Source organism: Flavobacterium acetivorans (assembly GCF_020911885.1).
Taxonomy (GTDB): domain Bacteria; phylum Bacteroidota; class Bacteroidia; order Flavobacteriales; family Flavobacteriaceae; genus Flavobacterium; species Flavobacterium acetivorans.
The window spans coordinates 701691-726353 of sequence record NZ_CP087132.1 but is presented as its reverse complement, the minus strand read 5'-3'; the positions used below and the strand labels follow the sequence as shown (position 1 = coordinate 726353).

At 31.3% G+C, this 24663-nt stretch carries 28 protein-coding genes; 20 read left to right on the top strand and 8 right to left on the bottom strand.

Going from position 1 to position 24663, the window contains the following annotated elements; all coding sequences use genetic code 11:
* Nucleotides 1-16 precede the first annotated feature (16 nt).
* From LNP19_RS03260 to LNP19_RS03250, 3 genes are read right to left on the bottom strand one after another with little or no spacing between them, the layout of a single operon-like run.
* Nucleotides 17-1879 carry a DUF3732 domain-containing protein gene (locus LNP19_RS03260; protein WP_230063385.1) on the bottom strand — a complete coding sequence of 621 codons (1863 nt, stop codon included), beginning with the start codon at nucleotides 1877-1879 and terminating at the stop codon, nucleotides 17-19.
* Nucleotides 1876-2364 carry a three component ABC system middle component gene (locus tag LNP19_RS03255; RefSeq protein WP_230063384.1) on the bottom strand — a complete coding sequence of 163 codons (489 nt, stop codon included), beginning with the start codon at nucleotides 2362-2364 and terminating at the stop codon, nucleotides 1876-1878. Before LNP19_RS03255 ends, LNP19_RS03260 begins: the two co-directional genes overlap by 4 nt.
* Nucleotides 2342-3553 (bottom strand): dsDNA nuclease domain-containing protein, encoded by a 1212-nt coding sequence (locus LNP19_RS03250; RefSeq protein WP_230063383.1) that lies wholly within the window; start codon nucleotides 3551-3553, stop codon nucleotides 2342-2344. Before LNP19_RS03250 ends, LNP19_RS03255 begins: the two co-directional genes overlap by 23 nt.
* Nucleotides 3554-3670: 117 nt before the next feature.
* Between LNP19_RS03250 and LNP19_RS03245 the strand changes: the two genes are divergently transcribed.
* Nucleotides 3671-3949: a hypothetical protein gene (locus tag LNP19_RS03245; RefSeq protein ID WP_230063382.1), complete on the top strand. Its 279-nt coding sequence runs from the start codon at nucleotides 3671-3673 to the stop codon at nucleotides 3947-3949.
* 27 nt (nucleotides 3950-3976) lie between these two features.
* Here LNP19_RS03245 and LNP19_RS03240 read toward each other — a convergent pair whose 3' ends face one another.
* On the bottom strand, nucleotides 3977-5494 hold the full coding sequence (locus LNP19_RS03240) for an LA2681 family HEPN domain-containing protein (RefSeq protein ID WP_230063381.1): 1518 nt from the start codon (nucleotides 5492-5494) through the stop codon (nucleotides 3977-3979).
* Nucleotides 5495-5732: 238 nt separating this feature from the next.
* On the opposite strand from LNP19_RS03240, the gene LNP19_RS03235 reads away from it, so the two are divergent.
* From LNP19_RS03235 to LNP19_RS03220, 4 genes are all read left to right on the top strand, one after another.
* Nucleotides 5733-6137, top strand: coding sequence for a hypothetical protein (locus LNP19_RS03235; protein WP_230063380.1), 405 nt, complete (start codon nucleotides 5733-5735; stop codon nucleotides 6135-6137).
* A 96-nt stretch (nucleotides 6138-6233) separates the two neighbouring features.
* Nucleotides 6234-6692 carry a JAB domain-containing protein gene (locus LNP19_RS03230; RefSeq protein WP_230063379.1) on the top strand — a complete coding sequence of 153 codons (459 nt, stop codon included), beginning with the start codon at nucleotides 6234-6236 and terminating at the stop codon, nucleotides 6690-6692.
* A 145-nt stretch (nucleotides 6693-6837) separates the two neighbouring features.
* Nucleotides 6838-8007, top strand: coding sequence for a hypothetical protein (locus LNP19_RS03225; RefSeq protein WP_230063378.1), 1170 nt, complete (start codon nucleotides 6838-6840; stop codon nucleotides 8005-8007).
* A gap of 80 nt (nucleotides 8008-8087) precedes the next feature.
* Nucleotides 8088-8429: a hypothetical protein gene (locus LNP19_RS03220; protein WP_230063377.1), complete on the top strand. Its 342-nt coding sequence runs from the start codon at nucleotides 8088-8090 to the stop codon at nucleotides 8427-8429.
* An 8-nt stretch (nucleotides 8430-8437) separates the two neighbouring features.
* Here the strand turns inward: LNP19_RS03220 and LNP19_RS03215 are convergent, their stop codons facing one another.
* Nucleotides 8438-8728: a helix-turn-helix domain-containing protein gene (locus LNP19_RS03215; RefSeq protein WP_230063376.1), complete on the bottom strand. Its 291-nt coding sequence runs from the start codon at nucleotides 8726-8728 to the stop codon at nucleotides 8438-8440.
* A gap of 37 nt (nucleotides 8729-8765) precedes the next feature.
* Between LNP19_RS03215 and LNP19_RS03210 the strand changes: the two genes are divergently transcribed.
* The 6 genes from LNP19_RS03210 (at nucleotide 8766) to LNP19_RS03185 (ending at nucleotide 12757) form a co-directional block, all read left to right on the top strand.
* Nucleotides 8766-9356, top strand: coding sequence for a hypothetical protein (locus tag LNP19_RS03210; RefSeq protein ID WP_230063375.1), 591 nt, complete (start codon nucleotides 8766-8768; stop codon nucleotides 9354-9356).
* Between the two features lie 22 nt (nucleotides 9357-9378).
* Nucleotides 9379-9969: a leucine-rich repeat domain-containing protein gene (locus LNP19_RS03205; RefSeq protein ID WP_230063374.1), complete on the top strand. Its 591-nt coding sequence runs from the start codon at nucleotides 9379-9381 to the stop codon at nucleotides 9967-9969.
* Between the two features lie 181 nt (nucleotides 9970-10150).
* A complete protein-coding gene (locus tag LNP19_RS03200; RefSeq protein WP_230063373.1) occupies nucleotides 10151-10612 on the top strand; it encodes a hypothetical protein in 462 nt (153 codons plus the stop codon).
* Nucleotides 10613-10626: 14 nt separating this feature from the next.
* Nucleotides 10627-11142: a tetratricopeptide repeat protein gene (locus tag LNP19_RS03195; RefSeq protein ID WP_230063372.1), complete on the top strand. Its 516-nt coding sequence runs from the start codon at nucleotides 10627-10629 to the stop codon at nucleotides 11140-11142.
* Between the two features lie 111 nt (nucleotides 11143-11253).
* On the top strand, nucleotides 11254-11721 hold the full coding sequence (locus LNP19_RS03190) for a hypothetical protein (RefSeq protein ID WP_230063371.1): 468 nt from the start codon (nucleotides 11254-11256) through the stop codon (nucleotides 11719-11721).
* Between the two features lie 796 nt (nucleotides 11722-12517).
* Nucleotides 12518-12757, top strand: coding sequence for a hypothetical protein (locus LNP19_RS03185; RefSeq protein WP_230063370.1), 240 nt, complete (start codon nucleotides 12518-12520; stop codon nucleotides 12755-12757).
* A 43-nt stretch (nucleotides 12758-12800) separates the two neighbouring features.
* Here LNP19_RS03185 and LNP19_RS03180 read toward each other — a convergent pair whose 3' ends face one another.
* Nucleotides 12801-13388, bottom strand: a complete 588-nt coding sequence (locus tag LNP19_RS03180) for a riboflavin synthase (protein WP_230063369.1) — start codon at nucleotides 13386-13388, stop codon at nucleotides 12801-12803.
* A gap of 58 nt (nucleotides 13389-13446) precedes the next feature.
* Here LNP19_RS03180 and pdxA point away from each other — a divergent pair, with 58 nt between their 5' ends.
* The 6 genes from pdxA to accC all read left to right on the top strand — a co-directional run bounded on the left by pdxA (nucleotide 13447) and on the right by accC (nucleotide 18452).
* Nucleotides 13447-14490: a 4-hydroxythreonine-4-phosphate dehydrogenase PdxA gene (gene pdxA, locus LNP19_RS03175; protein WP_230063368.1), complete on the top strand. Its 1044-nt coding sequence runs from the start codon at nucleotides 13447-13449 to the stop codon at nucleotides 14488-14490.
* Between the two features lie 90 nt (nucleotides 14491-14580).
* On the top strand, nucleotides 14581-15129 hold the full coding sequence (locus tag LNP19_RS03170; RefSeq protein ID WP_230063367.1) for a YceD family protein: 549 nt from the start codon (nucleotides 14581-14583) through the stop codon (nucleotides 15127-15129).
* Between the two features lie 9 nt (nucleotides 15130-15138).
* Nucleotides 15139-15333, top strand: coding sequence for a 50S ribosomal protein L32 (gene rpmF / locus LNP19_RS03165; protein ID WP_007137315.1), 195 nt, complete (start codon nucleotides 15139-15141; stop codon nucleotides 15331-15333).
* Nucleotides 15334-15508: 175 nt separating this feature from the next.
* Entirely contained in the window at nucleotides 15509-16507 is a 999-nt protein-coding gene (locus LNP19_RS03160; protein ID WP_230063366.1) for a beta-ketoacyl-ACP synthase III, read from the top strand.
* A 23-nt stretch (nucleotides 16508-16530) separates the two neighbouring features.
* On the top strand, nucleotides 16531-17010 hold the full coding sequence (gene accB, locus LNP19_RS03155) for an acetyl-CoA carboxylase biotin carboxyl carrier protein (protein WP_230063365.1): 480 nt from the start codon (nucleotides 16531-16533) through the stop codon (nucleotides 17008-17010).
* Between the two features lie 95 nt (nucleotides 17011-17105).
* On the top strand, nucleotides 17106-18452 hold the full coding sequence (gene accC, locus LNP19_RS03150) for an acetyl-CoA carboxylase biotin carboxylase subunit (RefSeq protein WP_230063364.1): 1347 nt from the start codon (nucleotides 17106-17108) through the stop codon (nucleotides 18450-18452).
* A gap of 92 nt (nucleotides 18453-18544) precedes the next feature.
* On the opposite strand, the gene LNP19_RS03145 is transcribed toward accC, so the two are convergent.
* Both LNP19_RS03145 and LNP19_RS03140 read right to left on the bottom strand, forming a co-directional pair.
* Entirely contained in the window at nucleotides 18545-19741 is a 1197-nt protein-coding gene (locus LNP19_RS03145; protein ID WP_230063363.1) for a C1 family peptidase, read from the bottom strand.
* 85 nt (nucleotides 19742-19826) lie between these two features.
* Nucleotides 19827-21728, bottom strand: a complete 1902-nt coding sequence (locus LNP19_RS03140) for a S9 family peptidase (RefSeq protein ID WP_230063362.1) — start codon at nucleotides 21726-21728, stop codon at nucleotides 19827-19829.
* A gap of 123 nt (nucleotides 21729-21851) precedes the next feature.
* Between LNP19_RS03140 and LNP19_RS03135 the strand changes: the two genes are divergently transcribed.
* The 3 genes from LNP19_RS03135 to LNP19_RS03125 are packed head-to-tail and all read left to right on the top strand — an operon-like array spanning nucleotide 21852 to nucleotide 24655.
* Nucleotides 21852-22964, top strand: a complete 1113-nt coding sequence (locus LNP19_RS03135; protein WP_230063361.1) for an NAD(P)/FAD-dependent oxidoreductase — start codon at nucleotides 21852-21854, stop codon at nucleotides 22962-22964.
* A complete protein-coding gene (gene mtgA, locus LNP19_RS03130; protein ID WP_230063360.1) occupies nucleotides 22964-23707 on the top strand; it encodes a monofunctional biosynthetic peptidoglycan transglycosylase in 744 nt (247 codons plus the stop codon). Before LNP19_RS03135 ends, mtgA begins: the two co-directional genes overlap by 1 nt.
* Nucleotides 23708-24655 (top strand): lipid A deacylase LpxR family protein, encoded by a 948-nt coding sequence (locus tag LNP19_RS03125; protein ID WP_230063359.1) that lies wholly within the window; start codon nucleotides 23708-23710, stop codon nucleotides 24653-24655.
* Nucleotides 24656-24663 lie beyond the last annotated feature (8 nt).

Below are 24663 nucleotides of genomic sequence, written 5' to 3'. Positions count from 1 at the left end.
GGTTGGGTTTTATAATTTATTCAAAAGCAGTTTCTGGTATTAGAGCATTTCCATCTCTGAATTCAGCTACTAAATGAAAATTATTTAGTTGAATATCTTCCCAATAACTTGGAGATGCGTGTTCTAGTAAAATTATTTGAAATTCCTCAATATAATCTTCTTCTATTTCAGTAATGAAATTATTAAGCAATTTAAAAGCATTTTGAAGTTTTTGTTTGTCATCATCTATTTTAATGGTATCTGAACTTTTACTTTCAAAATAAGGCTGACTAAGCTGGTCAATAATCAAGAACTGAGGGACAAAACTTATTTTTTGGTTTATAAAATGCTCATGTAAACCTAAAAACAAAAATAGATGGAGGAACATGTAATTAGATTTACTCCCAATAGTTAGGCTGATAGGTTCTATTGTTTTTCTAACTTTAAGGGATTTAGCTCTTACATCAAAATATACTTTATAATTTTTATAAACATCCATTGAATCTGAACTATCATAATATTTTTGAATTAAACTTTCTAAATCATTTAGAAGAATTCTCTTTTTCTCTTCAGTATCTTTTATTTTTTCTCTTAGAGATTCAATATCAGTTTCTATTTCATCTGTACTAATAAACTCTTCTTCAATTTCCCATTTATCTTCATAAAATTCTAGTTGAGATTTTACTTCTCCAATAAAAATATACTTATAAATTTCATTATTAAAGTCTACATTTTTTGATGCATATTTTGATAATTCACCATCAATAAATTCAATTTGAGATTTTAAACTAGTAACTTCTGATTTAACATTTGTTACTAATGTGACTTTTTTTGAGATTTCAGTTTTAACTTTTTCTAGAGTTTCTTCTAAAGACTCCAAGAAACTGTTTAACTCTAATGTTGGAATAAGTTGGTCAAAATTTTTAGTTAAATATTTAATTGGTTTAAGACTATCATAATCATTTTTCAAATTTTCTTTATACTGTTTATACTCATTTTCAAAACGCTCTAAATTCCTCAATTTTCTGTATAAACTTCTTTTTCTACTATTTAATTCATCTACTTGTAATGAATTATTAGAATATGTAATTTGATTTCCAAATGATTTAATAAGCCTATTCAGCTTTTCTAAAGCTTCCTCATTGGTAAATAATCTTCTTTCAATCAAATCATACTCTTGAGCTTTTAAAAGTAATTCTTGAATTTTTTTTCCAAAAAGCAATTCTTCTTTTCCAAGTGTTTTTTTTCGCTTCTCAATCTTAAGTAATTCTTTTTCTAATGAATTTATCTTCTCTTTTATTAAAACATTTCCAACATCATCTACACCAATTGCTAGGAAGAAAATTCTCTCTAAAGCTTCAACATATTTCTCTCTATCATATAGATCATAATCAAAAAAAGTAGTAGTGCTGGCAACTGTATCTTCTGACAAGGTGTTAAATAATAAAAAGTAACGATATGATATCTTACTACCTGCTGTAATATGTTTGCCTCCATAAGGCATTCTAAAGTTCTCATCAATACCAAATTCTTTTTCTAATACTTTCTTTACTTGTACAATATCATTATTATGTATGGGAAATTCTGGAAGTATACCGGTTCCTGAAAAGAATACTTCTTTGGACCCGTTATTACTTAAAGGATGCTTTCTTGCAATTGAGAAATTTTTATTGTTTATAGTAAAATCAATACCATACCAAATAATATTTTCATTTATAACAGTTTCTGGTATTCTAGCATTAGTGGATAATAAACAATAATCAATAATGGCTAAAATACTAGTCTTCCCTGTACCACTACCACCTGTTATTACATTAACCTTATTTGGCAAGAATTCTAGAATTTGTGGTTTAGAATTATTTTTAAACCACAATTTTATTTTATTAATTCTAAATATCATAATTCGACTTTTAAAGTTAAGTAGAGGGAGTTATTATCCATACTTGTAATAATTTCAATTAAACGGTCTAATCCCTTCATGATTTTCTGAATCCTGGTGCCAATATCTTTAAGCTCACTTGTTTTAAAATTACTATCTCTATTAAAATAGATATATTCCCTATCAATTTTTATAATTTGTAATTCATTAAGAATAGTAACTGAATTAATTGATAGAGGAAGAAAGTCTTTAAATCTTGAATTGAAATTAGATAATAATAAAGGTTTTTTTGTTATAAGTTCTTCCAAACTTCTATTTATTGAATTATTATTCAATTGTTTTAATGTTTGTTCATGTAAAACAAAAGGTAATATCAACATAAATTTTGGAATTGATATTACTTTCACTCTACTCATAAAATATCCTAAAGCTATTGTTGAAATTGCTTCATTATTGTAGATAAACAAATTGTTTTTCAAAGGGTTAGTATCTTGTTTTCCAGTCATAGTGCCATCCAATTTGGTCATTATTAGTCAGATTATAAAAATGCCCATTACTTAATTCTACAGATAATAAAGTTTCATCAATTTGTAATATAGCTTTTCTCATCTCATCTAAACATTCTAAAGCCTTATGTTTTATTTCAGAGTCATCTACAGAAATATTGCTTTCAACTTTTGTTTTAATTTGCCTAAATTTTTCTCGAAATGAATTTTTCCAAATTAATATAGATTGTTTGTGAAATTCTTCAATTTCATGATTTAACAAATCTCCATCTTCTTCCCATTTTTTTAAATTGTTGAAGAGTTGAAACATTTGAATGGTGTACTCTAACATTTCATCAGTATCATTACTACCAATATCACCAATATCTATCAATTGAAGAATAAATTTCTGATTTTCAATTTCAGAAGGGGTGTTAATATCAAATTTTCTTATTGGCAACTTATCATTTAAACCTTTTTTAAAGCATTTTCTAAAATTTGAAACAAAATCTTCAAAAGACAATTCTTTTTTATTTCCTTTTTTAACATCTAAATATTCTTTTGTTTTCAATTCTGAATAAAGGTCATTAAAAACATCATCCACCCTTTCTTTGAAGTATATTTTTTCCAGAATTCTTTCCTTGATTTTATCTATAATGTTGTCTTCATTTAATTTAAATTCCAATTTTTTAATGAAACTATATAGTAATTCATTATTCAAGCTTTTTAAGCTCTTAATGTAGCCGTTAATTGTTATGTCTGTTCCTTTATCAATTAAAACCTGTAAATAATTTTTAAATTCCTTAACAGTTATATCTGTGTTAAGTAATTTTTGAAGCTCAATAAAAAAGGGATTAGAAGAAAGGGATTTATTTGAAATTAATTGAAAAGAGGTAGTTTTTAAAAAAGTTTTTTTATCTGTTGCTTCATTAATTACCTTTACCCAATTGCTTAATGTTTTCCAAAGATCACTATCTCTTTCTGTTAGATTTATACTTGTTGAATCTTGATTAGTTTGGGTGGTATGTTTAGTTTGAATTAATATTAATTTTCCATCAGTAAATTCAATATGAATATCATCCTTTATCTCTATTGCAATTTTTTCATTGTGCCTTAAATCCAAGATTAAGTACATGTAATAATAAAACTGATAATCAAATCCAATTGATTTATCTGAAGCAGAAGTTATTTCATATCTTGTCTTATTCATTTAAAAAAAAATATCCTTTTTAACAATTCTCAAATGTAATTCATAATATTTTAAAAAAAATAAAAAAATAAGAAAATGACTTCATAAGATTATATATCTTCGAATAAAATTTAAATTATGAATGATTTTGAAGACTTTCTACAAAATAAAGTAGCAACTCTAAAAGTTAGGAGGGAAAGAGAAGAGAATGAGGAGCTTAATGAAATAGAGTTGTTTAGATTGGTATTAATGGAGATTAGCTACGGAGAATTGTTTGTAGTATTAAAAGACTTTCCAAATGCAGATATTAACCCCATTATAGAGAAATCTATATATATTGAAGCAAGAATTAGACAATATTCTTCAGATGATGCTTTGATAGAAATGAAAAGACAAATGGAAAATAGGTCAAAATAATTTTTAAGAGGTTTTTTTATGCAGAACTCAACATTTTGTGCTATCATCAATAGAATTCAAAATTATTGTTCCTACATTTCCTGGTTTTGTTTTTTTACTTTCTTCAATACTAATCATTAAAGAGGTGTAAATTATTGATGCTCTTATGGTTTTCATTAGTTTAAAAGTTTTATTTACAAAAACATCCCTTTGGATATTATATGTAAAACCGTCCTCAGAAACTCCAGAAGTACCAAATTCAATTAATTTGAATGATTTATGTTCTATGAAATTTCTTATTGTGGATAATTCCTTTGCTTCAGGCTCTAATAAACTATATAACTCATCCTTTTCAGAAAAATCTTTAGATAACCAATACATGCCTCTAAATCCCCAATTTTGGGTGTCTTCAATTAAAGGATTTAGTCGGTTTTTTTCTAACCATATCTTTTTAAAGGAAATGTCAAAAGGTTTGAGTTCTAATTTGAAATAGGAATTTATTAGATATGCAATTTTGTCTAGAATGGAATAAAATAATTTAAAAGCTATTTTTGCTTTCTCAATATTAAATGAATAAGTTGCATAATCAAGAGTGTCTATAATTACGTTTCCTTCATCTGAGTAATGCACATTTTTATCTGTAATAGATTCATAAAAAAGATATCTTGCAGAACAGTACTCCTGTTTTATTTGATTGTAAAATGAATGATAATTATAAATGTTAGCATCCTCTTTTTTTACCATTATTGTGGGCAGAGATAGGACATCTTGTGCAACAATAGATTCTTTGTAAATGTCATTTAAAGGATTAATAAATAGACAATTTTCTACACACCATTTTCTATATTTTATCTCTTCATCTGTACTTCCTAATGAGTAATTTTTATTCTCATTTGGAGAATTTAGAAAATTAAAATCAATTTGTTTCTCAATAAGTGAAATGATATTTTTAAATGAAGTTTTAGCTTCTAAATAAATATCTTCAGATTCAATGACTCTCTTTAAATTCAAATAAGATTCTTTTAAAAAATAAGATTTATGTCCATCATCATATAAAATCTGAGCATAGTGAAAAAGTCCAAAGCCAAGATTTCCAATAGCCATTGAGAAATTCTTGTCCAAATGCAGAGCTTTATTCCATAGTTCTATTGCTTCAGAATACCTACCCAAATAGCTTAAGTCATTTCCTAAATTTGTAAGTATCTCACATTTTCTTTTTAAATCATTGGAATTTTCTGAAAGTAAAAGTGCTTTACGACAATTTAAAATTTCTTGTGTTAATTCGTGATTCTCAAATTCCCAATATTTTGTAGAATATAATACTTGTTTCATATTCTTTTTATATGACCAAGCATTTGAGAGATTATAATAGAATGTCATTTTATAATCATCGCTAAAGTTTTGCAAACTAATGGATGAGGATATTTCTATCCCTTTTTTTAGACTGTCAATGCAATTTAATTCTCTGGAGAACTCAAATATTGACCCTAGAATTAAATTTATATCTTGAGGGGTTTTATTATCAAAATCTCCTATTGCCAAATATTCATTTAAAGTTTCTCTCATAGTAAAGCAAGGTAGGAATTTTTATTTTTTTATAAAATTTTTCACTCTGGGTTTTGAGAGAGTATTCTACACTGATTTAAGACTGCCCCCTCACCAAACCCAACTCAATACCCCCACCCATCACTAGCATATCAGAAAATTATTCCCCGTAGATATAGATACAAGTTGATAGCTGTATTTAAAGCTACAGGTTTATGTGTTTGAATGCTAAAATGTTTAACTCAAAAATTTAAAGAAAATGGTAAGAATTATTAACTACAAAAAAAGAGAAACAGAGGAGGGGAAAGAATTCTTTGTACTCGAACTTCAAGGTGGAATTGAAATGGTTAAATCCAAAGAAACAGGTAAATTCTATGTAACAGCAAGAAAGGCATCCATCTCTTCAACTTTTGATGAATTGACTTGTCAGGCATTAATAGGAACTGAATTACCCGGTAAGGTGGAGAAAGTAGAATGTGAAGCTTACGAATATGTAATCAAAGATACTGGAGAGGTTATTACCTTAACCCATAGATTTGAATACGTTGAAGAAGAAAAAGCTACTGCTCCCAAAGTTGAAATGAGCAAATTGTCTTTTAATGATGTTATGAAAGACAGTCAAGACGAAAACTCTTTTTCAAGCAATGGACAATTGCAACATTAATTTCATTTAAAATACCCTCTATTCGTGTAAACCTGGATGGTTAAAATGTATAGAGGGTATTTAATTTATTTTCAAATTTTATAAATACTTCCAATTATGGCAACAACCAACACAGCAAATGAATTAGCAGAGATACAGGTTTACTATTCTACACAAAATACGCATAAGGAGAAGATTAATTCTGTGCAAACAGCTTACGAGTTCTTATTACAATCTTGGGATCTAGGTACACTGGAACTTCAGGAAGAGTTTAAAGTCATTTTACTTAATAGAGCCAATGAGGCTCTAGGTATATATTCTTTGTCCAAAGGCGGTATTACAGGAACTGTAGTAGATGTAAGATTACTATTTGCAGTAGCTCTCAAGTGCAATGCTTGTGGTATCATCATTTCCCATAATCACCCATCAGGTAACACAAAACCAAGTGATGCTGATATTAGTTTAACAAAGAAAATTAAAAAATGTTCTGATTTACTTGATATTACCTTAATAGACCACTTGATAATTACTAAGAATATTTTTTATAGCTTTTCAAGTGAAGGAATGTTAACGTGAAAGCGTAAACTTATAAAGACACACCTTGCAGTAACTAAATTTCAAATATTTACTTTTTCACAGATTACTATTAATAGCGTTTTTCATTAATTTGATGCTTAATTTCTCTTGAATATTTATATTTACGATTTTAACTTAGAACAATATGGCCAATCTTCAGGATTACTTTGCAAACTTGAGAATTGAAAAGTTTGATAGTTTTAAATTTAACAACAACTTATCTAGCCTTAATATAAGCCAAAATGCTATTATCTTCTTTGACTTAGAGAATAACCCGGAGATTAATAAATACATTAAAAATCAACATTCAGAATTAAATAAAAAATTTGCTGAAGTTGATAAAAATTTCATCTATTTATCAAATTTAGATTATCCTAAAGACATAAGAGGTCTTTTAAAATTCTATTTGCCTTATCTATCCGCAAGTGATCTAAAACAATTCTATTCTGAAAAACATATTGCTTTAACTTTTACAAACCAAATCACAGAATTATTTAATGAAAAACCAGATGTCTCCTCTTTCCTATCAGAGTACCAAAGTATATTAGATTACATAGGTTATAAAGGAAATATTAAATGTGGTTTACTCTTTTTTGATAGTGATACCACCACAATTTTAGATTGTAATGACTTTGCTATCAAAGGTAATACTGAATTATTCTTCAATGATTTAACAACCTTTTTTAAGAATGCTAAAGGGAAGATTGAGGAATCTGATTGCATGATTGGAAATACTCAGGGACATGACCCTTATGAAAATCTTGATGAAGATGCTAAAGAGAAGATAAGAGATATACAAATTCAATTAAGGGAATTAAAAAATAGTGGACAGTTATTATTTGCTTTGCCAATTCTTAAAGACATTTTGAATAATGAAGTTAATAAGATCAACCTGGATTCCACAAACACCATAGCAATTAGTAATGATTACAGAATTGTATTGCCTCATTTTGATAATTTAGAAATACAGTTAAGTCACTTAACAAAAGCTGTTTACATTTTGTTCTATAATAATCCTTACGGTATAAATATTAAGGAACTCTATAAATACAAAAAGGAACTGGAGAATTTATATTCCAAAATTTCTAATCAATTGGATTATGATAAGATGATGCAAAGTATTGAAGACTTAGTTAAGCCCGAAAGCAAAGCCATTTACACTCATATTTCAAGAATAAAGTCAGCATTTTATAAACAAATGGATTTGGTTTATGCTAAAAACTTTATTGTAGCGGGAGGAACTTTTGGGGATGATTTTAAATACATTTCAATAATAAGACCTAAAATAGTTTATGACCCCGAATTTGATGATTAGCTTGCAAATTTGCAACTCTGTAAACTGAATTCAACTAGACTATACATTTGCTCTACCTTTAATATAAAAAGTATAGCAAAATGAAAAGATTATTATTTTTAGTAACGTTTATGTTTATTTCTGGGATGGTGTTTTCTCAGACCAATATGAAAACCACCTATCAGCAAGGTTATATAAAACCAAGTACAGGTACTTATGTTCAAGGCCATTACAAAACAATTTCCAATAACACCAATACGGATAATTTTTCTACTACAGGAAATACAAATATTTATACGGGAACATCTGGGACAAAAGCTAAAGATTATTCTATCCAAGTAACAAATTACAATAATGAAAAAACAATTTACACAGGGTCAAAAGGAGGTCAATATTACATAAACAGTAATGGCAATAAAACTTATGTGCCAAAACAAAGATGAATAAAATCTTATTTTGTAGAAGGTATACTTACTAAATCTTGAACTGAAACCTCTAGTGCTTCGCTTATTCTATAAAGAGTATAAACTGTGGGATTGGTTCTCCCAGATTCTATTCTTGAAATATTAGTTGTATCAATGCTGCCTTCAATTTTACCTACCAAGTCAACTTGAGACAAACCCTTGCTCACTCTAATATCTTGTATGTTTTTACCAATAATTTTAAGCAAATCAGACTTCTTCATACTTGACATATTTGACAAGTCAAAAAAAGAGGTTATATTAGCTTTAGTTAATGCCATATATGGCAATATTTAATCATTAGACAGTTTATATTTTATGGGACTATTTGACTTTTGGAAGGTTAAAACAGATTTTAGACAAGAGCTTTATCAATATGAAAAAGCTTCGTCAAACAAACTATTTGAGGTTATTATTCAGGTTAGAGAAACCCTAGAAGTACCTTCAAATTATGATGCTGAAAACAATTGGGATACAGCAGGCTACACCGATAAAGTACTAAGTGAAGTGAAAATATATGAGTTTTACAATAGATACAGTGATGACCAATTTTCAAGACTCCTGAAATTCAAATTAAAAGATGGGATGTCAGAAGATGAAAATGGGAACTACGTTACTTTTGAAGACCAACTATCAAAATTGGGCAGGGAGATTTTTTCACACTCTATGAAAAGAGCAAATATTAAGTTAGCCCCACAAAATCAAGATGCAATTGCTCTCCTAATAAGCAAAAATCAAGAAGCTTTAAGTAATTTATCAAAATATTCAGAAAATATAGGAATTACGACAAAAACTTTGATCCATTACTGTTCTTCTAAAGATACCATTCTTAATAAAGAGCTTACTGTAAATGATGTAGAAGATGGTGTTTTGTGTGTCGTTTTAGAGAACACAAAAAGAATAGCCTGATTCTTAACACAAGAAATACTCAATGAAAAACTACGTAAAATATAATTACTTCCTAAATAAAACCAACATGAGTTTTTTTGAGATGTTAAACATCAGGACTGAATTAAGAAATGAAAATCCCTTCGAGAATGTTGGTTGTTTTGAATTATGGAAAAAGATATATGGAAATAATCGCGATTTCATATATCAGTTAAAAGAGGAAGATTTAGAACAAATCAAATTCGTAATTATTGATGATTTTTACTTTGATGGGAATATATATTTTCTAGAAAAGTGTGTTAATCTTGAATATATCTATATCTGCGGTATTAATGGAAAAGGTAAGACAAAAGATTTGACGCCGCTAAAGAATCTAAAAAAAATTAAATACTTGGATATAAATTACTCTTTAATAGAAGATTTAACTCCAATAAGTAAGCTAACAGAAATTGAAGAACTATACCTATTAGAAAACCCTTTAAAAACCATAAAACCAATATGTAATTTTAAAAAATTAAAGAAATTAAAACTCCATTATAATAATTTAAATTATGATGACCTAGAATCTTATGCTTTTGATGAAAATGAGATTTTAGAATTAAAAAGTAATTCCCCCAACTGCAAAATAAACTAAGCTTATTTAAAATAGTATTTGTACTATTTTATTAAAATGAGGAAAACCGTAATAGAATACCTAAAAAAGGAAATTACTTTGAAAGTAATAATACAATTTCATATAAAAAAGAAATAGGCTTTAACAATTAATAACATCCGTTGATTACCTAGTAACCATATTTATTTTAAAAATCAGTTTTATGAAAAAAGCAATATTAACAATAGTTTTTTATCTCCTAGCATTCCAAGTTAATTCTCAGAATGTATTTAGAATTACTTTTAATACAATTATAACAAGTAATAATCTTGATGAAGCATATAATGAATGTATAAAAATTTATAAAAACATTCCATCAGTAACAAAAAATGATGATCAGAAAATAACAGGATTTACATTTAAAAGTGAGGGTGGGCTTATAACTTTTGGAAAACATAATTCTAGTCAAAAAATTGAAGGGGTAGTAATTTATATTCAGAGTAGTGAATTGGATTGGGTAAATAACATAATTCCATCATATTTTCATTCTGATAATTTAGGAATTCTAAAAAACAATTTAAATGGTCTCCCAGCCTTTAAATTTGAAGATGGAAGTAAAAATTTAAAAATATTAGCAATTGGAAAAGAAGAAATTTGGCAATATGTAGAAATGGATATTAACTAGAAAACGTAATGAGCATGAAAAATATAATTATAATATTTTCTTTATTTTTTATTCTGAATTCTTGTAAAGAAAACAAATTTCTTGATTTGGGATATAAAAAAATATTTGAGTTGAAAGATTATCAAGGAGCAATTCTTGATTACAACAAAGGAATAAAGAGTAATCCAAACAATGGAGAGGCATATTACTATAGAGGATATGCGAAAATTTGTCTTAATAAATACAATGATGCAATAAGTGATTTTAATAAATCAATTGAGCTTAACAATTTTGATGAAAATTTCAAGAGTTTGGTTTTTTTAGATAGAGGAACCGCAAATTTAAGACTTGGAAATTATTCTGATGCAATTAATGATTTTGATGCTTCTATTCATTTATCTCCTGATGATCCAACTGGTTATTTTTCAAGAGGAAAGGCAAAACATGACTTAAACTTAAGAAGAGAAGCTTGTGAAGACTGGGACGAATATATTGAATTAGGAGGAAGTGATGTAAATGACTTAAAGGAAATAAATAGTAATTGTAATTAACTCTTTTCCTTAAAGTCTATAACAAAGCATATAAAATTTTATTAGTATATAAACTAAGAATTAAAATATTATATTTTCTAATACACAACAGTAATTTCAAAGTTTAAAATCATGAACAAAATATTTAAAATATTAGGAGGCTTGTTACTAATTTATATTGTATTCTTTTCTTGCAACAAGATAATTTCTAGCAAAATGCAAAACGATATTAATAATTCTCCAGTAATGGAAACTCTAGACGCAAAACTTGAAATTGAACAAGTTGCTTCTATTATGAACAATAGTCTTCCCAAAACAATAGACAAACAAACTACGGTTACAAAAGTTGAATATTTAGATAAAGAAAACAAGTTGGTTTATAACTATCAAATAACTGGCTTAAAAAAGAGAGATAAAAGTGAGGTGGAAATTGAAAGTATTATTCAGAATCTTAAAGAATCTCAAATAGATGTTATAAAAAGTAATCCAGACAATGCAACCTTAATTAAAGCTAAAGTAACTTTTGAGTATATTTATAAAGATGTTAATGGTGATTTGTTTTGTAGTTACATGATTAAGCCTGTGGAATACTTAAAATAATTAATGAATAATGGAATACTTATATTTGTTTTTAGCTTCAGTATCCTTAGTTGTACTCGTGTTCTTTTTACTAAATGCATTCGCTGACAAAATAAAACTTAAAACAGTTAATATTATCTATGCATACCTATGTATTTGTTTTGGGCTTCCAATTCTTTATTTTGCATTGAATATAATATTTGCATTTTTAATGCTATGGTATTATTTCTTTGCAGCAATTCTAGTATCTTTAGGTATTATGTCATTGCTAAAACCAAATTTAAAAACCTACAATAAAATTATCATTATAGTCCTTATTGTAGTAACCATATATCTCTACTATGACTATAGGTCAATTCTTGAAATTAAATTTGATGTTATATTAGATAATAAACTTATCTTTAATTCTAATGAGGAATATTAAAAATTTGAATTTATAGAAATGGAATTTAAGGCAGATTTAAAAATTTATATAATTGTCATTTTTATTCAGGTTAAACATAGGTTAAACATTTATAAGATTAAAAGTAAAAAAGAGATAAGAAAAGAAAATCCCAAATTGTCTAATCACTTGGTGTCTTAGCAATTGAAAACAAAAAAGAATAAATGAAAGATCTAAGGGACTGACTCATAATCAGGTGGTCCCTGGTTCGAGCCCAGGTGGGACCACAAAAGCCTTTCAGATATTTTCTGAAAGGCTTTTTTTATGCGTATGAAAATCAGGTTTTTATGATAAAAAATCATACTTTTGTTATGACTGTTGTTGTTTTTCTAAAAACGGCATGTTTTTTTTAAATCTTTATTTATTCTCAAGATTATGAAAATTGGCCAAAATAAATTATTTCTTTTGATTGCCTTTCTTTCGGGAGTTTTTGTTTCTTGGGCTAAATTTTCCTTGCGAAATCCGCCAGCGCCAGCTTCTCCTATGAAGACTCCAGCACCGCCGGACGGATTGCCTATTGATGAGAATATATTAATATTAGTTATTGTTGCCTCGCTCTTTGGGATTTATACTATTTACAAGCATAGATTAAAAAAAGCAAAAGCTCCAAATTGACTTGGAGCTTTTGCTTTTTTTAATGAATTTTAAGTATGTTGTTTTAACGGTTGCTGTGTAATTTAGCTACATATTTTCCAATTACATCAAACTCAAGGTTTATTTTTGTGCCTACTTCGAAGTTTTTGAAATTAGTGTGTTCATGGGTGTATGGAATGATGGCTACGCTAAATTGATTTTTTTTCGAATTGACAACTGTTAGGCTTACTCCGTTTACGGTAATGGAGCCTTTTTCGATTGTTAAATTGTTTAGAGTGTCGTCATATTCAAAAGTAAATAGCCAGCTTCCATTGGTTTCTTCTACAGCTATGCAAGTTCCGGTTTGATCAACATGCCCTTGTACGATGTGGCCGTCTAGTCGATCGCCTAGTTTCATAGCTCTTTCCAGATTTACACTATCGTTGATTTTCCAATCGCCTAAATTTGTTTTTTTTATCGTCTCGTCAATAGCTGTTACGGTGTAGCTGTTGTCTTTTAGGGCTACCACGGTTAGGCATATCCCGTTATGGGCAACACTTTGGTCTATTTTGAGTTCAGCGGTAATAGAGGAGTTTATCGTAATATGGATATTGTCTTTCTCTTTTTTTATTTCTTGGATCGTGCCAAGGGTTTCTATGATTCCTGTAAACATTTCTTGTTTTATTTTACTAAATTTGCACTTCAAAATTAGCAATAAATAACTTGTGGTCATGATGAAAAAAGCAGAAAATATAATTGTTGGAATTTCAATCGGAGATTTAAACGGTATTGGAAGCGAAGTGGTGTTGAAAACATTCGAAGATGTGCGAATGTTGGAGTTGTGTACGCCTGTTATTTTTGCCAATGTGAAAATAATGTCTTTTATAAAAAAGAATTTAGATTCTACAGTTGCGCTTCATGGGATTGATAAGTTAGATCAAATTCTTCCGGGAAAGATTAATGTTTTAAATCTTTGGAGAGAAGGGGTTGATTTGAATCTAGGAGTCAACGATGAAAAAGTAGGGGAGTATGCAATAAAATCATTTGTGGCGGCAACTGCAGCTTTGAAAGAAGGTTTGATTGATCTTTTAGTAACGGCGCCTATTAATAAATACAATATACAGTCGGAAAGTTTTAAGTTTCCTGGGCATACAGATTATTTAGATCAGGAGTTAGAAGGAGATGCTCTTATGCTGATGGTTCAGGATGGTTTAAGAGTGGGGCTTCTTACGGATCATATTCCTGTGAGTGAGGTTGCATCGCATCTTACTGAAGAATTGATTGTAAAGAAAATAGAAACAGTAAAACAGTCATTGATTCAGGATTTTAGTATTAATAAACCAAAAATTGCAGTTTTGGGACTCAATCCTCATTGTGGAGATGGTGGAGTAATTGGAAAGGAAGATGATGCTGTTTTGAAACCTGCATTAAAGAAAATATTTGACAAAGGGACTATGGTTTTTGGGCCTTTTGCAGCGGACGGTTTTTTTGGGAGTGGACAATATGAGAAATACGATGCTATAATAGCAACCTATCATGATCAAGGATTGATTCCTTTTAAAACCTTGTCTTTTGGAAAAGGAGTGAATTTTACGGCTGGTTTGGATAAAATCAGAACGTCTCCGGATCATGGTACTGCTTATGATATTGCGGGAAAGGGTATTGCAGACTATAATTCTTTTAAAGAAGCAGTTTATCTTGGTTTGGATATTTATCGTTCCAGGGCGCAGTATGCAGAAATCAGTCAAAAACCGCTAAAAGTTAGAGAAAAATAGAAGCAGGTAAAAAATTATAAATAAGATTATTAGTTTTGCAATAATTTTATATCTTTGCACTCCCGAAGTTTGGGGTAAAATTTTGTTGAAATGAATAAGACAAAAGAATATGTAATTCCTTTTGTGGGATTAAAGCTAGGGAAACATCAATTTGAGTACCAAGTAGGTAATGCGTTCTTTGAAATCTTTGATTATGATGAATTTCAAAATTCAGACATCAAAGTAAATGTAGTTTTAGAGAAAAAAAGCACAATGCTAGAATTAACCTTCAAGCATAAAGGGACAGTAAATGTGCCTTGTGATCTTACGAGTGAGGATTTCGATATGCCGATAAAAGGAGGTATGAAATTGATTGTTCGTTTTGGAGAGGTCTTTAATAATGACAATGAAGAATTGCTTATTTTGCCTTTTGGAGAGTTTGAGATAGACATTGCGCAGTATATATATGAAATGATTGCGCTTTCTGTGCCTCTAAGACGGGTTCATCCAGGAGTGAAAGACGGGAGTTTAAAAACGAAAGCTCTTGAAAAACTGAATGAGTTGACATTAAAAGAACAAACAAAAGAAAAAGAAGAAAAAGAAGAAGAAAATATTGACCCACGTTGGGACAAATTAAAGCAACTATTAACGGATAAATAATATAGTAAAATGGCGCATCCTAAGAGAAAAATCTCCAAAACAAGAAGAGATAAGAGAAGAACACATTATAAAGCTACTGTAGCTCAAATCGCTACTTGCCCAATTACGGGTGAAGCACATTTATACCACAGAGCCTACTGGCATGAAGGTAAAATGTATTACAGAGGACAGGTTGTTATCGATAAGTCTGTAGCTGTTGCTTAATGCATTTTTTACAAATGATATTTGAACTCTCACTATGTGAGAGTTTTTTTGTTGTCTGTTATTTTAAATAAATTAAAGAGTTCTATAACAGAGGGTTTAGGATTTTTTTTGTAATTTTCAACTCTTTTAAACGTTTTATTAAATGGCAACATTTGATAAAAAATATTCGAATACAATGAATACAATTACGGCCGCAATCACCGCTGTAGGAGCTTATGTTCCTGACTTTGTACTTTCAAACAAGGTTCTTGAAACAATGGTTGATACAAACGATGAGTGGATTACCACTCGAACAGGTATAAAAGAAAGAAGAATCCTTAAAGATAAAGATAAAGGAACCTCTTTTTTAGCTATTAAAGCAGCTCAAGATCTATTAGCGAAAGGGAATATTGATCCTTTAGATATTGATTTAATAATAATGGCAACTGCAACGCCAGATATGCCTGTGGCTTCTACAGGAGTATATGTGGCTACTGAAATTGGAGCTACAAATGCTTTTGCGTATGATTTACAAGCAGCATGCTCAAGTTTTTTATACGGAATGTCTACCGCAGCTGCCTATGTTCAATCCGGAAGATATAAAAAAGTACTCTTAATTGGGGCTGATAAAATGTCTTCTATCGTAGATTATACCGATAGATCTACTTGTATCATTTTTGGAGATGGTGCAGGAGCAGTATTATTCGAACCTAATTATGAAGGTCTAGGATTACAGGATGAATATTTAAGAAGTGATGGTGTAGGTCGTGACTTTTTGAAAATTGATGCCGGTGGATCGCTTCATCCAGCTTCATTAGAGACGATTAAAGAGAATCGTCATAATATCGTGCAAGACGGTAAAACGGTTTTTAAATATGCTGTTACCAATATGGCAGACGCAAGTGAGTTGATTCTAAAAAGAAATAACTTGACTAATGAAGACGTAGACTGGTTAGTGCCACATCAAGCAAACAAGCGTATTATTGATGCTACGGCCAGCAGAATGAATTTAGAAGAATCTAAGGTTTTGATGAACATAGAAAAGTATGGAAATACTACTTCGGCTACTTTGCCTCTTGTTCTTAATGATTTCGAGCACTTATTGAAAAAAGGAGACACAGTTGTTTTTGCTGCATTTGGTGGCGGATTCACTTGGGGATCTATTTATTTAAAATGGGCATACGACAAAAAATAAATTTAAACTAAAAACAAATAATTATGGATTTAAAAGAAATTCAGAACTTAATCAAATTTGTAGCAAATTCGGGAGTTGCAGAAGTTAAATTGGAAATGGATGATGTAAAAATCACTATCAGAACAACTTTAGAAGGAAATGTAACTGAAACTACTTATGTTCAACAATTACCTGCTCAAGGTCAACTTCAGCAAGCTTTAGCTCCTCAAGCTGCGGCACTAGCAGCACCAGTTGCAGCGGCACCAGTTGCTGAGGATTCTAAATATATCACTATAAAATCACCTATCATTGGAACTTTTTATAGAAAACCATCACCAGACAAAGCTGTTTTTGTTGAAGTAGGAAATACAATTTCTAAAGGAGATGTTCTTTGTGTTATTGAAGCAATGAAATTATTTAACGAAATTGAATCTGAAATTTCAGGTAAAATCGTAAAAATATTGGTAGACGATATGTCACCGGTAGAATTTGACCAACCTTTATTCCTGGTAGACCCATCTTAATTAATTATAAATTATGAATTATAAATTATGAATTGATCATACCATCATTCTTAATTTTAAATAATTCATAACTCATAACTCATAACTCAAAATAGATGTTTAAAAAAATATTAATTGCAAATAGGGGAGAGATAGCACTTCGTGTTATCAGAACTTGCAAGGAAATGGGCATAAAAACAGTAGCTGTTTATTCTACTGCTGATGCGGAGAGTTTACATGTGAAGTTTGCTGATGAGGCTGTTTGCATAGGACCACCTCCTAGTAACTTGTCTTATTTGAAAATGTCAAATATAATCGCAGCCGCAGAGATTACTAATGCTGATGCGATTCATCCAGGATACGGATTCCTTTCTGAAAACTCTAAGTTTTCAAAAATATGTCAGGAACATGGAATCAAATTTATTGGTGCAGCTCCTGAAATGATCGATAGAATGGGAGACAAAGCTTCTGCAAAAGCGACCATGAAAGCTGCAGGTGTTCCATGTGTACCAGGTTCTGACGGATTGTTAGAATCTTTCGAACAAACTCAGGAATTAGCTAAATCATTTGGTTATCCAGTAATGTTGAAAGCTACTGCTGGTGGTGGTGGAAAAGGAATGCGTGCTGTTTGGAAAGAAGAAGAATTGCTAAAAGCTTGGGAAGGTGCCCGTCAGGAATCGGCCGCTGCTTTTGGGAATGACGGAATGTATCTTGAAAAACTAATCGAAGAGCCTCGCCATATCGAAATTCAAATCGTAGGTGATGCTTATGGAAAAGCCTGTCACCTTTCTGAAAGAGACTGTTCAGTACAAAGACGTCATCAAAAATTGACAGAGGAAACACCTTCACCGTTTATGACTGACGAATTACGTCAAAAAATGGGAGAAGCTGCGGTGAAAGCGGCAGAGTTTATTAAATATGAAGGAGCAGGAACAGTAGAATTTTTGGTGGACAAACACCGTAACTTCTATTTCATGGAAATGAACACCCGTATTCAAGTAGAACACCCAATTACGGAACAAGTGATTGATTATGACTTGATTCGCGAACAAATTTTAGTTGCTGCTGGTGTGCCAATTTCTGGAAAAAACTACTTGCCTCAATTGCACAGTATCGAATGCCGTATTAATGCTGAGGATCCTTATAATGATTTCCGTCCTTCACCAGGAAAAATCACGACGCTTCATATGCCAGGTGGACATGGAGTTCGATTGGATACTCACGTATATTCAGGTTATACAATTCCGCCAAATTATGATTCTATGATTGCTAAATTGATTACTACTGCCCAATCACGTGAAGAAGCAATTAGTAAGATGAGAAGAGCATTAGACGAATTTGTTATTGAAGGAATAAAAACTACCATTCCTTTCCACAGACAGTTAATGGATGATGAACGCTATATAGCGGGAGATTATACCACAGCTTTTATGGATACTTTTAAAATGATAGATCCACAATAAAAATAAAAAAACCTTGCTTTCGCAAGGTTTTTTTATGTCTAAAAAAAAAATCCCGAAATAATTTTCGGGATTTTTTGTGGTTTATTCTGAGATTATACGCCCATTTTTTTAGCAATCTCAGCTGGGATTGCAGCTTTGTGTACCATAAAAGCAGTAGTCTTATATTTCACATAATTTTTAGTTACATAAAGGTATCCTTTGTAATCATTAGTCGTACCCCAAGAATTTTTAACTACATAGTATTCTTTTCCTGTTTGATCTTTGGCAAGTCCCACAATGTGCATCGCATGATCATCAGTAGTTTGGTAGTTATCAAATGCTTTTTGACGTAATTCAGTAGTGATTTCTAATTCTGCTTTAGGGCCGTTAAACATGTTTTCTTTTTCTTCAGCGGTCATGTCTTCCATGTTCTTATTTGGAACATATGCAACACCGTTTTTCCAACTGAAACTTTTTTCGCTAACATCAGATGCCCAAGCTACGGTGTATCCATTCTTTAATGCATTGTCAATGATATTAGTCATATCGTTTAATTTTACATTGTAGATTTGATCTAAAGACCAGTTGTCCGGTACCATCATAGTCGTTTTAGCGTAGTATGGAGAATCTGTAAATGATGATATTTCGATATAATCAGCTGGGTTGATTCCTACTATTTCTTTAGCGAATGTTTGCGGAGTGTAATTCTTTCCTTTGTAATTGAAATTTTCCGGAACTTCTCCTAGGTAAGAATCGATTACAGCAGTATAGGCTTTTATCCAATTTGGGGTTAACTCTCCATTAGGATTTTTTACTACAGCAGCTAATACCCCTTCGATAAGAGAGCCCATTTCGGCAAACTTATTTTTAGAAGTTCCATAGTTTAAGCCCGTATAAATTTCTTGAGGCAATGCTCCGTATTTAGCGTACATATTGATAACATCATGCAGCGCGCCACCGTCACCAAGAGTTATGGCTCCGTGCATGCGTACATAATTTTTACCTTTTTCTATGTAAGTATTACGAGCTGAAAAAATCTGAGATAGTTCAACCGGTTGTTTGCCTAATCGAATCATTTCAGATTCTAGGTACGAATTAGTGCAATAGCTCCAGCAAGTTCCAGAAGAACCTTGGTTTTTTATCGAAGTATTAGCCAGATTGATTACATCTGTAAATTTGAAACTTTCTTTGCTTTTTTCGCTGGCGTTAACTTTTAGCGAATTTACCAGACCGTCTTGTGCCGAAATGGTATTTACACCTAACAAAAATGCTGAGGCAATAAAAAGACTTTTAATTGGGAATTTGTACATATTCTAGAATTTTAATTTTTATTGTTGGTCGCAAAATAACAAAAATGTTACTTACTAATTAGATTTAGTCTGCAAGTATTAATAGTTATAATGTTTCTTTAAGCCATTTGTAAAATTCTCCTTGCCAAACTTGGGCATTTTGTGGTTGTAAAACCCAATGATTTTCTTCTGGAAAATAAAGGAATCTGCTTTTTATTCCGCGCAATTGTGCCGCTTGAAAAGCTTCTTGTGATTGTCCAATTGCAACTCTGAAATCTTTCCCTCCTTGAATGATTAAGATAGGAGTGTTCCATTTGTCTACTAAATTAATTGGGTTGAATGTAGTATATGTTTTTTGAGCTGCTGCATTGTCTTTTTCCCAATAAGGACCTCCAAAATCCCAGTTGTTAAAGAAAACTTCTTCGGTAGTTCCAAACATACTTTGCGTATTAAAAACACCATCGTGAGCAATAAATGTTTTAAATCTATTGTTGTGTATACCGGCTAAATAAAACACTGAGTAGCCACCATAGCTGGCACCAACGCAACCTAAACGAGATTTGTCTACATATTTTTCTTTAGTAACATCATCAATCGCCGAAAGGTAATCATCCATTACTTGTCCGCCCCAATCTTTACTGATTTGCTCATTCCATTCTACACCATGTCCTGGCATTCCTCTACGATTTGGAGCTACGACGATGTAGCCATTAGCAGCCATCAATTGAAAGTTCCATCGGAAAGAATAAGATTGTGTTAAAGCACTTTGCGGCCCTCCTTGACAATATAACAGCGTTGGGTATTTTTTTGTTTTATCAAAATTAGGGGGAAGGATTACCCAAACTAACATTTTTTTACCGTCTGTTGTGGTCACATATCTTCTTTCGGTTTTGCTTAACGCCAAGGAATTATATACTTCGGTGTTGACATTAGACAATTGTTTCCAAGTTTTTTCCTTTAGATCAAAAGAGAAAATTTCTGAAGCATGGTTCATGTCAGTTCTGGTAACAATAAGACTGTTTCCGGAAAAACCCACCATATCATTCACGTCAAAATCACCATCGGTAATTTGATTAACATTATAAGCGATTTTAGTAAGCCCAGGAAAATTAACTTCAAATAGTTGTTTTGTTCCGTTAATTGGAGCCAGAAAATAGACTTTTTTTCCGTCTTTGCTCCAAAGAAAACTATCAACAGTACCATCCCAACTTGCGGTTAGGTTCATTTTTAGTCCTTTGAAATTGACAATAATGTCATTTTTGTCTGCTTCATAACCGTCGCGTTTCATTTGCAACCAAGTCAAATAACCCGCAGGAGAAAATTGTGGAGCGGTGTCATAACCTGGATTTTCTTCTGTTTTATTAGTGGTTTTGCCAGTTTCCAGATTGTATTCGTAAATATTGGTGTCAGTAGAAATGGCATATTGGGTTCCTGCTTTTTTCTTACTTACATATATAATGTTTTTGCTGTCAGGAGACCAAATGTAATCTTCGTCACCACCAAATGGTTTTTGTGGGCTGTCGAAATTTTCATTGCCCATAATATCCGTTCCTACCGCATCTGGGGTAGTTTCTTTGTAGAAAACATGATTGTATTTTCCTTCGTTCCAAGTATCCCAATGACGGTAGTCTAAGCCATCGTAGATTTGAGCCTCTGATTTATCCATTTTAGGATAAAAATCCTTACCTAGCACTTTGTTCAGTTTTACCTCTTCATTATAAACTAGGTAATTGCCATCTGGAGAAATATTCTTGTCTGTCAATAAGTCTTTTATTTCAGAAACTTCTGTAGGTACACCTCCGTCTATAGGAATAATATAGAATTTTGAATTGGATTTGTTTTCTTCAACCGAAGGAGTTGTTACTTTGTAAACAACATTTTTGGCGTCTTTAGAAATGCCTAAAGGAGTAACTCGGCCTAGTTTCCATAGCAGCTCCGGTGTCATTACATTTTGACTAATTGCATTTAAACTCATCATTGTCAGTGTTATAAAAAATAGTTTTTTCATAAAAGTGTTTGTTTTTTAAGAATTTAAAAGTAATGATTTTATTCTAAAAAGACTCAGGGGATTATGTTAACTCTTTTTATTTTACATTAGACTAAAAATATTATTTTTATAAAAATTTATCAGATGCAACTAAGTTATTGGGAATTAAAAAATTGGTTCACTGATGTGGATTACACCGTGGTGGGAAGTGGCATTGTAGGTTTGCATGCGGCTTTACGTTTGCGAGAGAAATTCCCAAAAAGTAAGATACTGCTACTCGAAAAAGGGATGTTGCCACAGGGAGCAAGCACTAAAAATGCTGGTTTCGCCTGTTTTGGAAGTATTTCGGAAATTATAGATGATTTAAAATCGCATTCAGAAGAAGAGGTTTTTAATCTGGTTCAGAAACGCTGGAAAGGTCTCCAATTGTTGCGAAACCGACTTGGGGATGCAGCGATAGATTTTAAACCTTACGGCGGATATGAATTGTTTTTAAAGGAGGATACGAGTTGTTACGAGGAATGTGTCAACAAATTGCCTTTTATAAATGAAATTTTAAAGCCCCTTTTTAAGGCCGATGTGTTTGCGAAAAAAGGAAATCGTTTTGGTTTCAACGGTATTCGTGAAGATTTGATTTTTAATCCTTTTGAAGCCCAGATTGACACTGGGAATATGATGCAGGCCTTGTTAAAACAAGCAGTTTCTGAAGATATATTAATTTTAAATCAACAGACAGTTACTTCTTTTTTCGACAAAGGAAATGAGGTCGAAATAGCGCTGGATGATTTTAGTTTTAGGACAAAGAAAGTTTTATTTGCCACTAATGGTTTTGCTGATGCGTTAACCGATGAAGGAGTGAAGCCAGCCAGAGCCCAGGTTTTAATAACGGAGCCTATTGAGGATTTAGGAATAAAAGGTACTTTTCATTTAGACAAAGGTTATTATTATTTTAGAAATATTGGAGATAGAATATTACTTGGTGGTGGGCGAAATCTTGACTTTGAAGGAGAAACCACAACTGAATTTGCTCAAACAGAAATTATTCAAAATAGATTGGAACAATTATTAAAAGAAGTAATTTTGCCCAATAAAGATTTTAAAATTGCCCACCGTTGGAGTGGTATCATGGGAATTGGTAGTAGCAAGAGTCCTATAGTTTCACAATTATCAGAGAATGTGTATTGCGGAGTACGATTAGGCGGAATGGGAGTAGCAATAGGAAGTTTAATAGGAACAGAATTAGCAGATTTAGTATAATGGCAACAAAAATTACACAAAAGAAACCCACTAAAAAACCCGTTAAAAAAGAAACTACTAGCTTTATGAGTAAGTTAAGCCGGCTTTTGTTTAAAATGATGTTGTGGTTCTTTGGACTTTCTTTGTTTTTTGTGGTCCTCTATAAATTTGTACCGGTTCCCTTTACTCCTTTGATGGTTATTCGTGCCATCGAAAATAAAACTGCCGGTAAAGAAGTGTACTTTAATCACAATTGGGAACCCTTGGAGAACATCTCGATTAATTTGCAAAAAGCCGTAATCGCCAGCGAAGACGGAACATTTTTGACTCATAATGGTTTTGATTTTAAAGCGCTGCAAAAGGCCTATAAAAATAATGAAAGAGGACGCAGGATAAAAGGTGGGAGTACTATTTCGCAACAAACAGCCAAAAATGTGTTCCTATGGCAGGGACGAAGTTACCTGAGAAAAGGATTAGAGGCTTATTTTACCGTTTTAATCGAATTGATTTGGGGCAAAGAACGCATTATGGAAGTGTATCTGAATAGTATCGAAATGGGCGATGGAATATACGGAGCGCAAGCGGCGGCTGAACATTGGTACCGCAAAGACGCTGCTAATCTTACACCGATACAAGCGGCAGGAATAGCCGCAATTTTGCCCAGTCCAAGAAAATATAGAGCAACTAGCTCTTCAACTTACATCAATAATAGAAAGGCCAAAATTGTTCGGATCATGAGAACTGTGGGGAAAATTAATTATTAGATGATATTTAAAAAAGCGCTTTTCGTCTTTATGGTATTGGTTTCTGCCATTGTAAAAGGGCAAGACAAAACTATCGAAATAGGGCTTGTAACGGACAATGATTTGTATACTTCTTCTAAGAATGATATGTACTACACCAATGGTTTGGAGGTTTTTTATAGGTATTTAGCTAAAAATAAGAGCAATAAAATCCATAAGATAATTTCGGAATTTAGAATAGGTCAGCATATTTATAATCCCAGAAGTATCAAATCAGAATCAATTGAAAAAAACGATCGTCCTTTTGCAGGATATCTTTTTGCCGGAGCGGGAAAGACCTTCTTTTATCAAAATGAATCGGTAATAAAAGTGAGTTTTCAATTGGGGTTTATCGGTTCTAATTCATTTGCCGAAGAGACACAAAGAGGATTTCATTATTTTTTTAATTATGAGTCGGTAGAAGGCTGGAAGAACCAAATTAGAAATACAATAGTAATTCAGTCTCATTTTTTGTTTTCCAAAAAAATATTTTCAGAGCAAGATACTCCCGTTATTGATTTTTACTCTCAAACAAAGACTGATTTGGGAATGGCATTTACAGGAATTTCAACTGGTTTTTTGACCAGAATTGGATTCAAAAAATTGGTTCCGATCTATAATTCTAATTTTTACGGAGCGTCTGTTGATAAAGATTCTCGCCAAATAAGGAGTGAGTTCTATTTTTATATTCTTCCGAGTATTAACTATCAGTTGTATGATGCCACAATTCAAGGTAGTCTTTTTAATAATGACAGTCCGGTGACCTATGATTTAATTCCTTTTCGGTTTAATGGCGAAGCGGGTTTAAAATACCGCAAAAACAATCTCAATTTATCCTACGCCTTTGTTTATAGAGGAAAGGAATTAAAGCATGATGTTAATACGGGATATTTTTATGGGTCAATTGGGATTTCTTACTTATTTAAATAGCGTTTTGT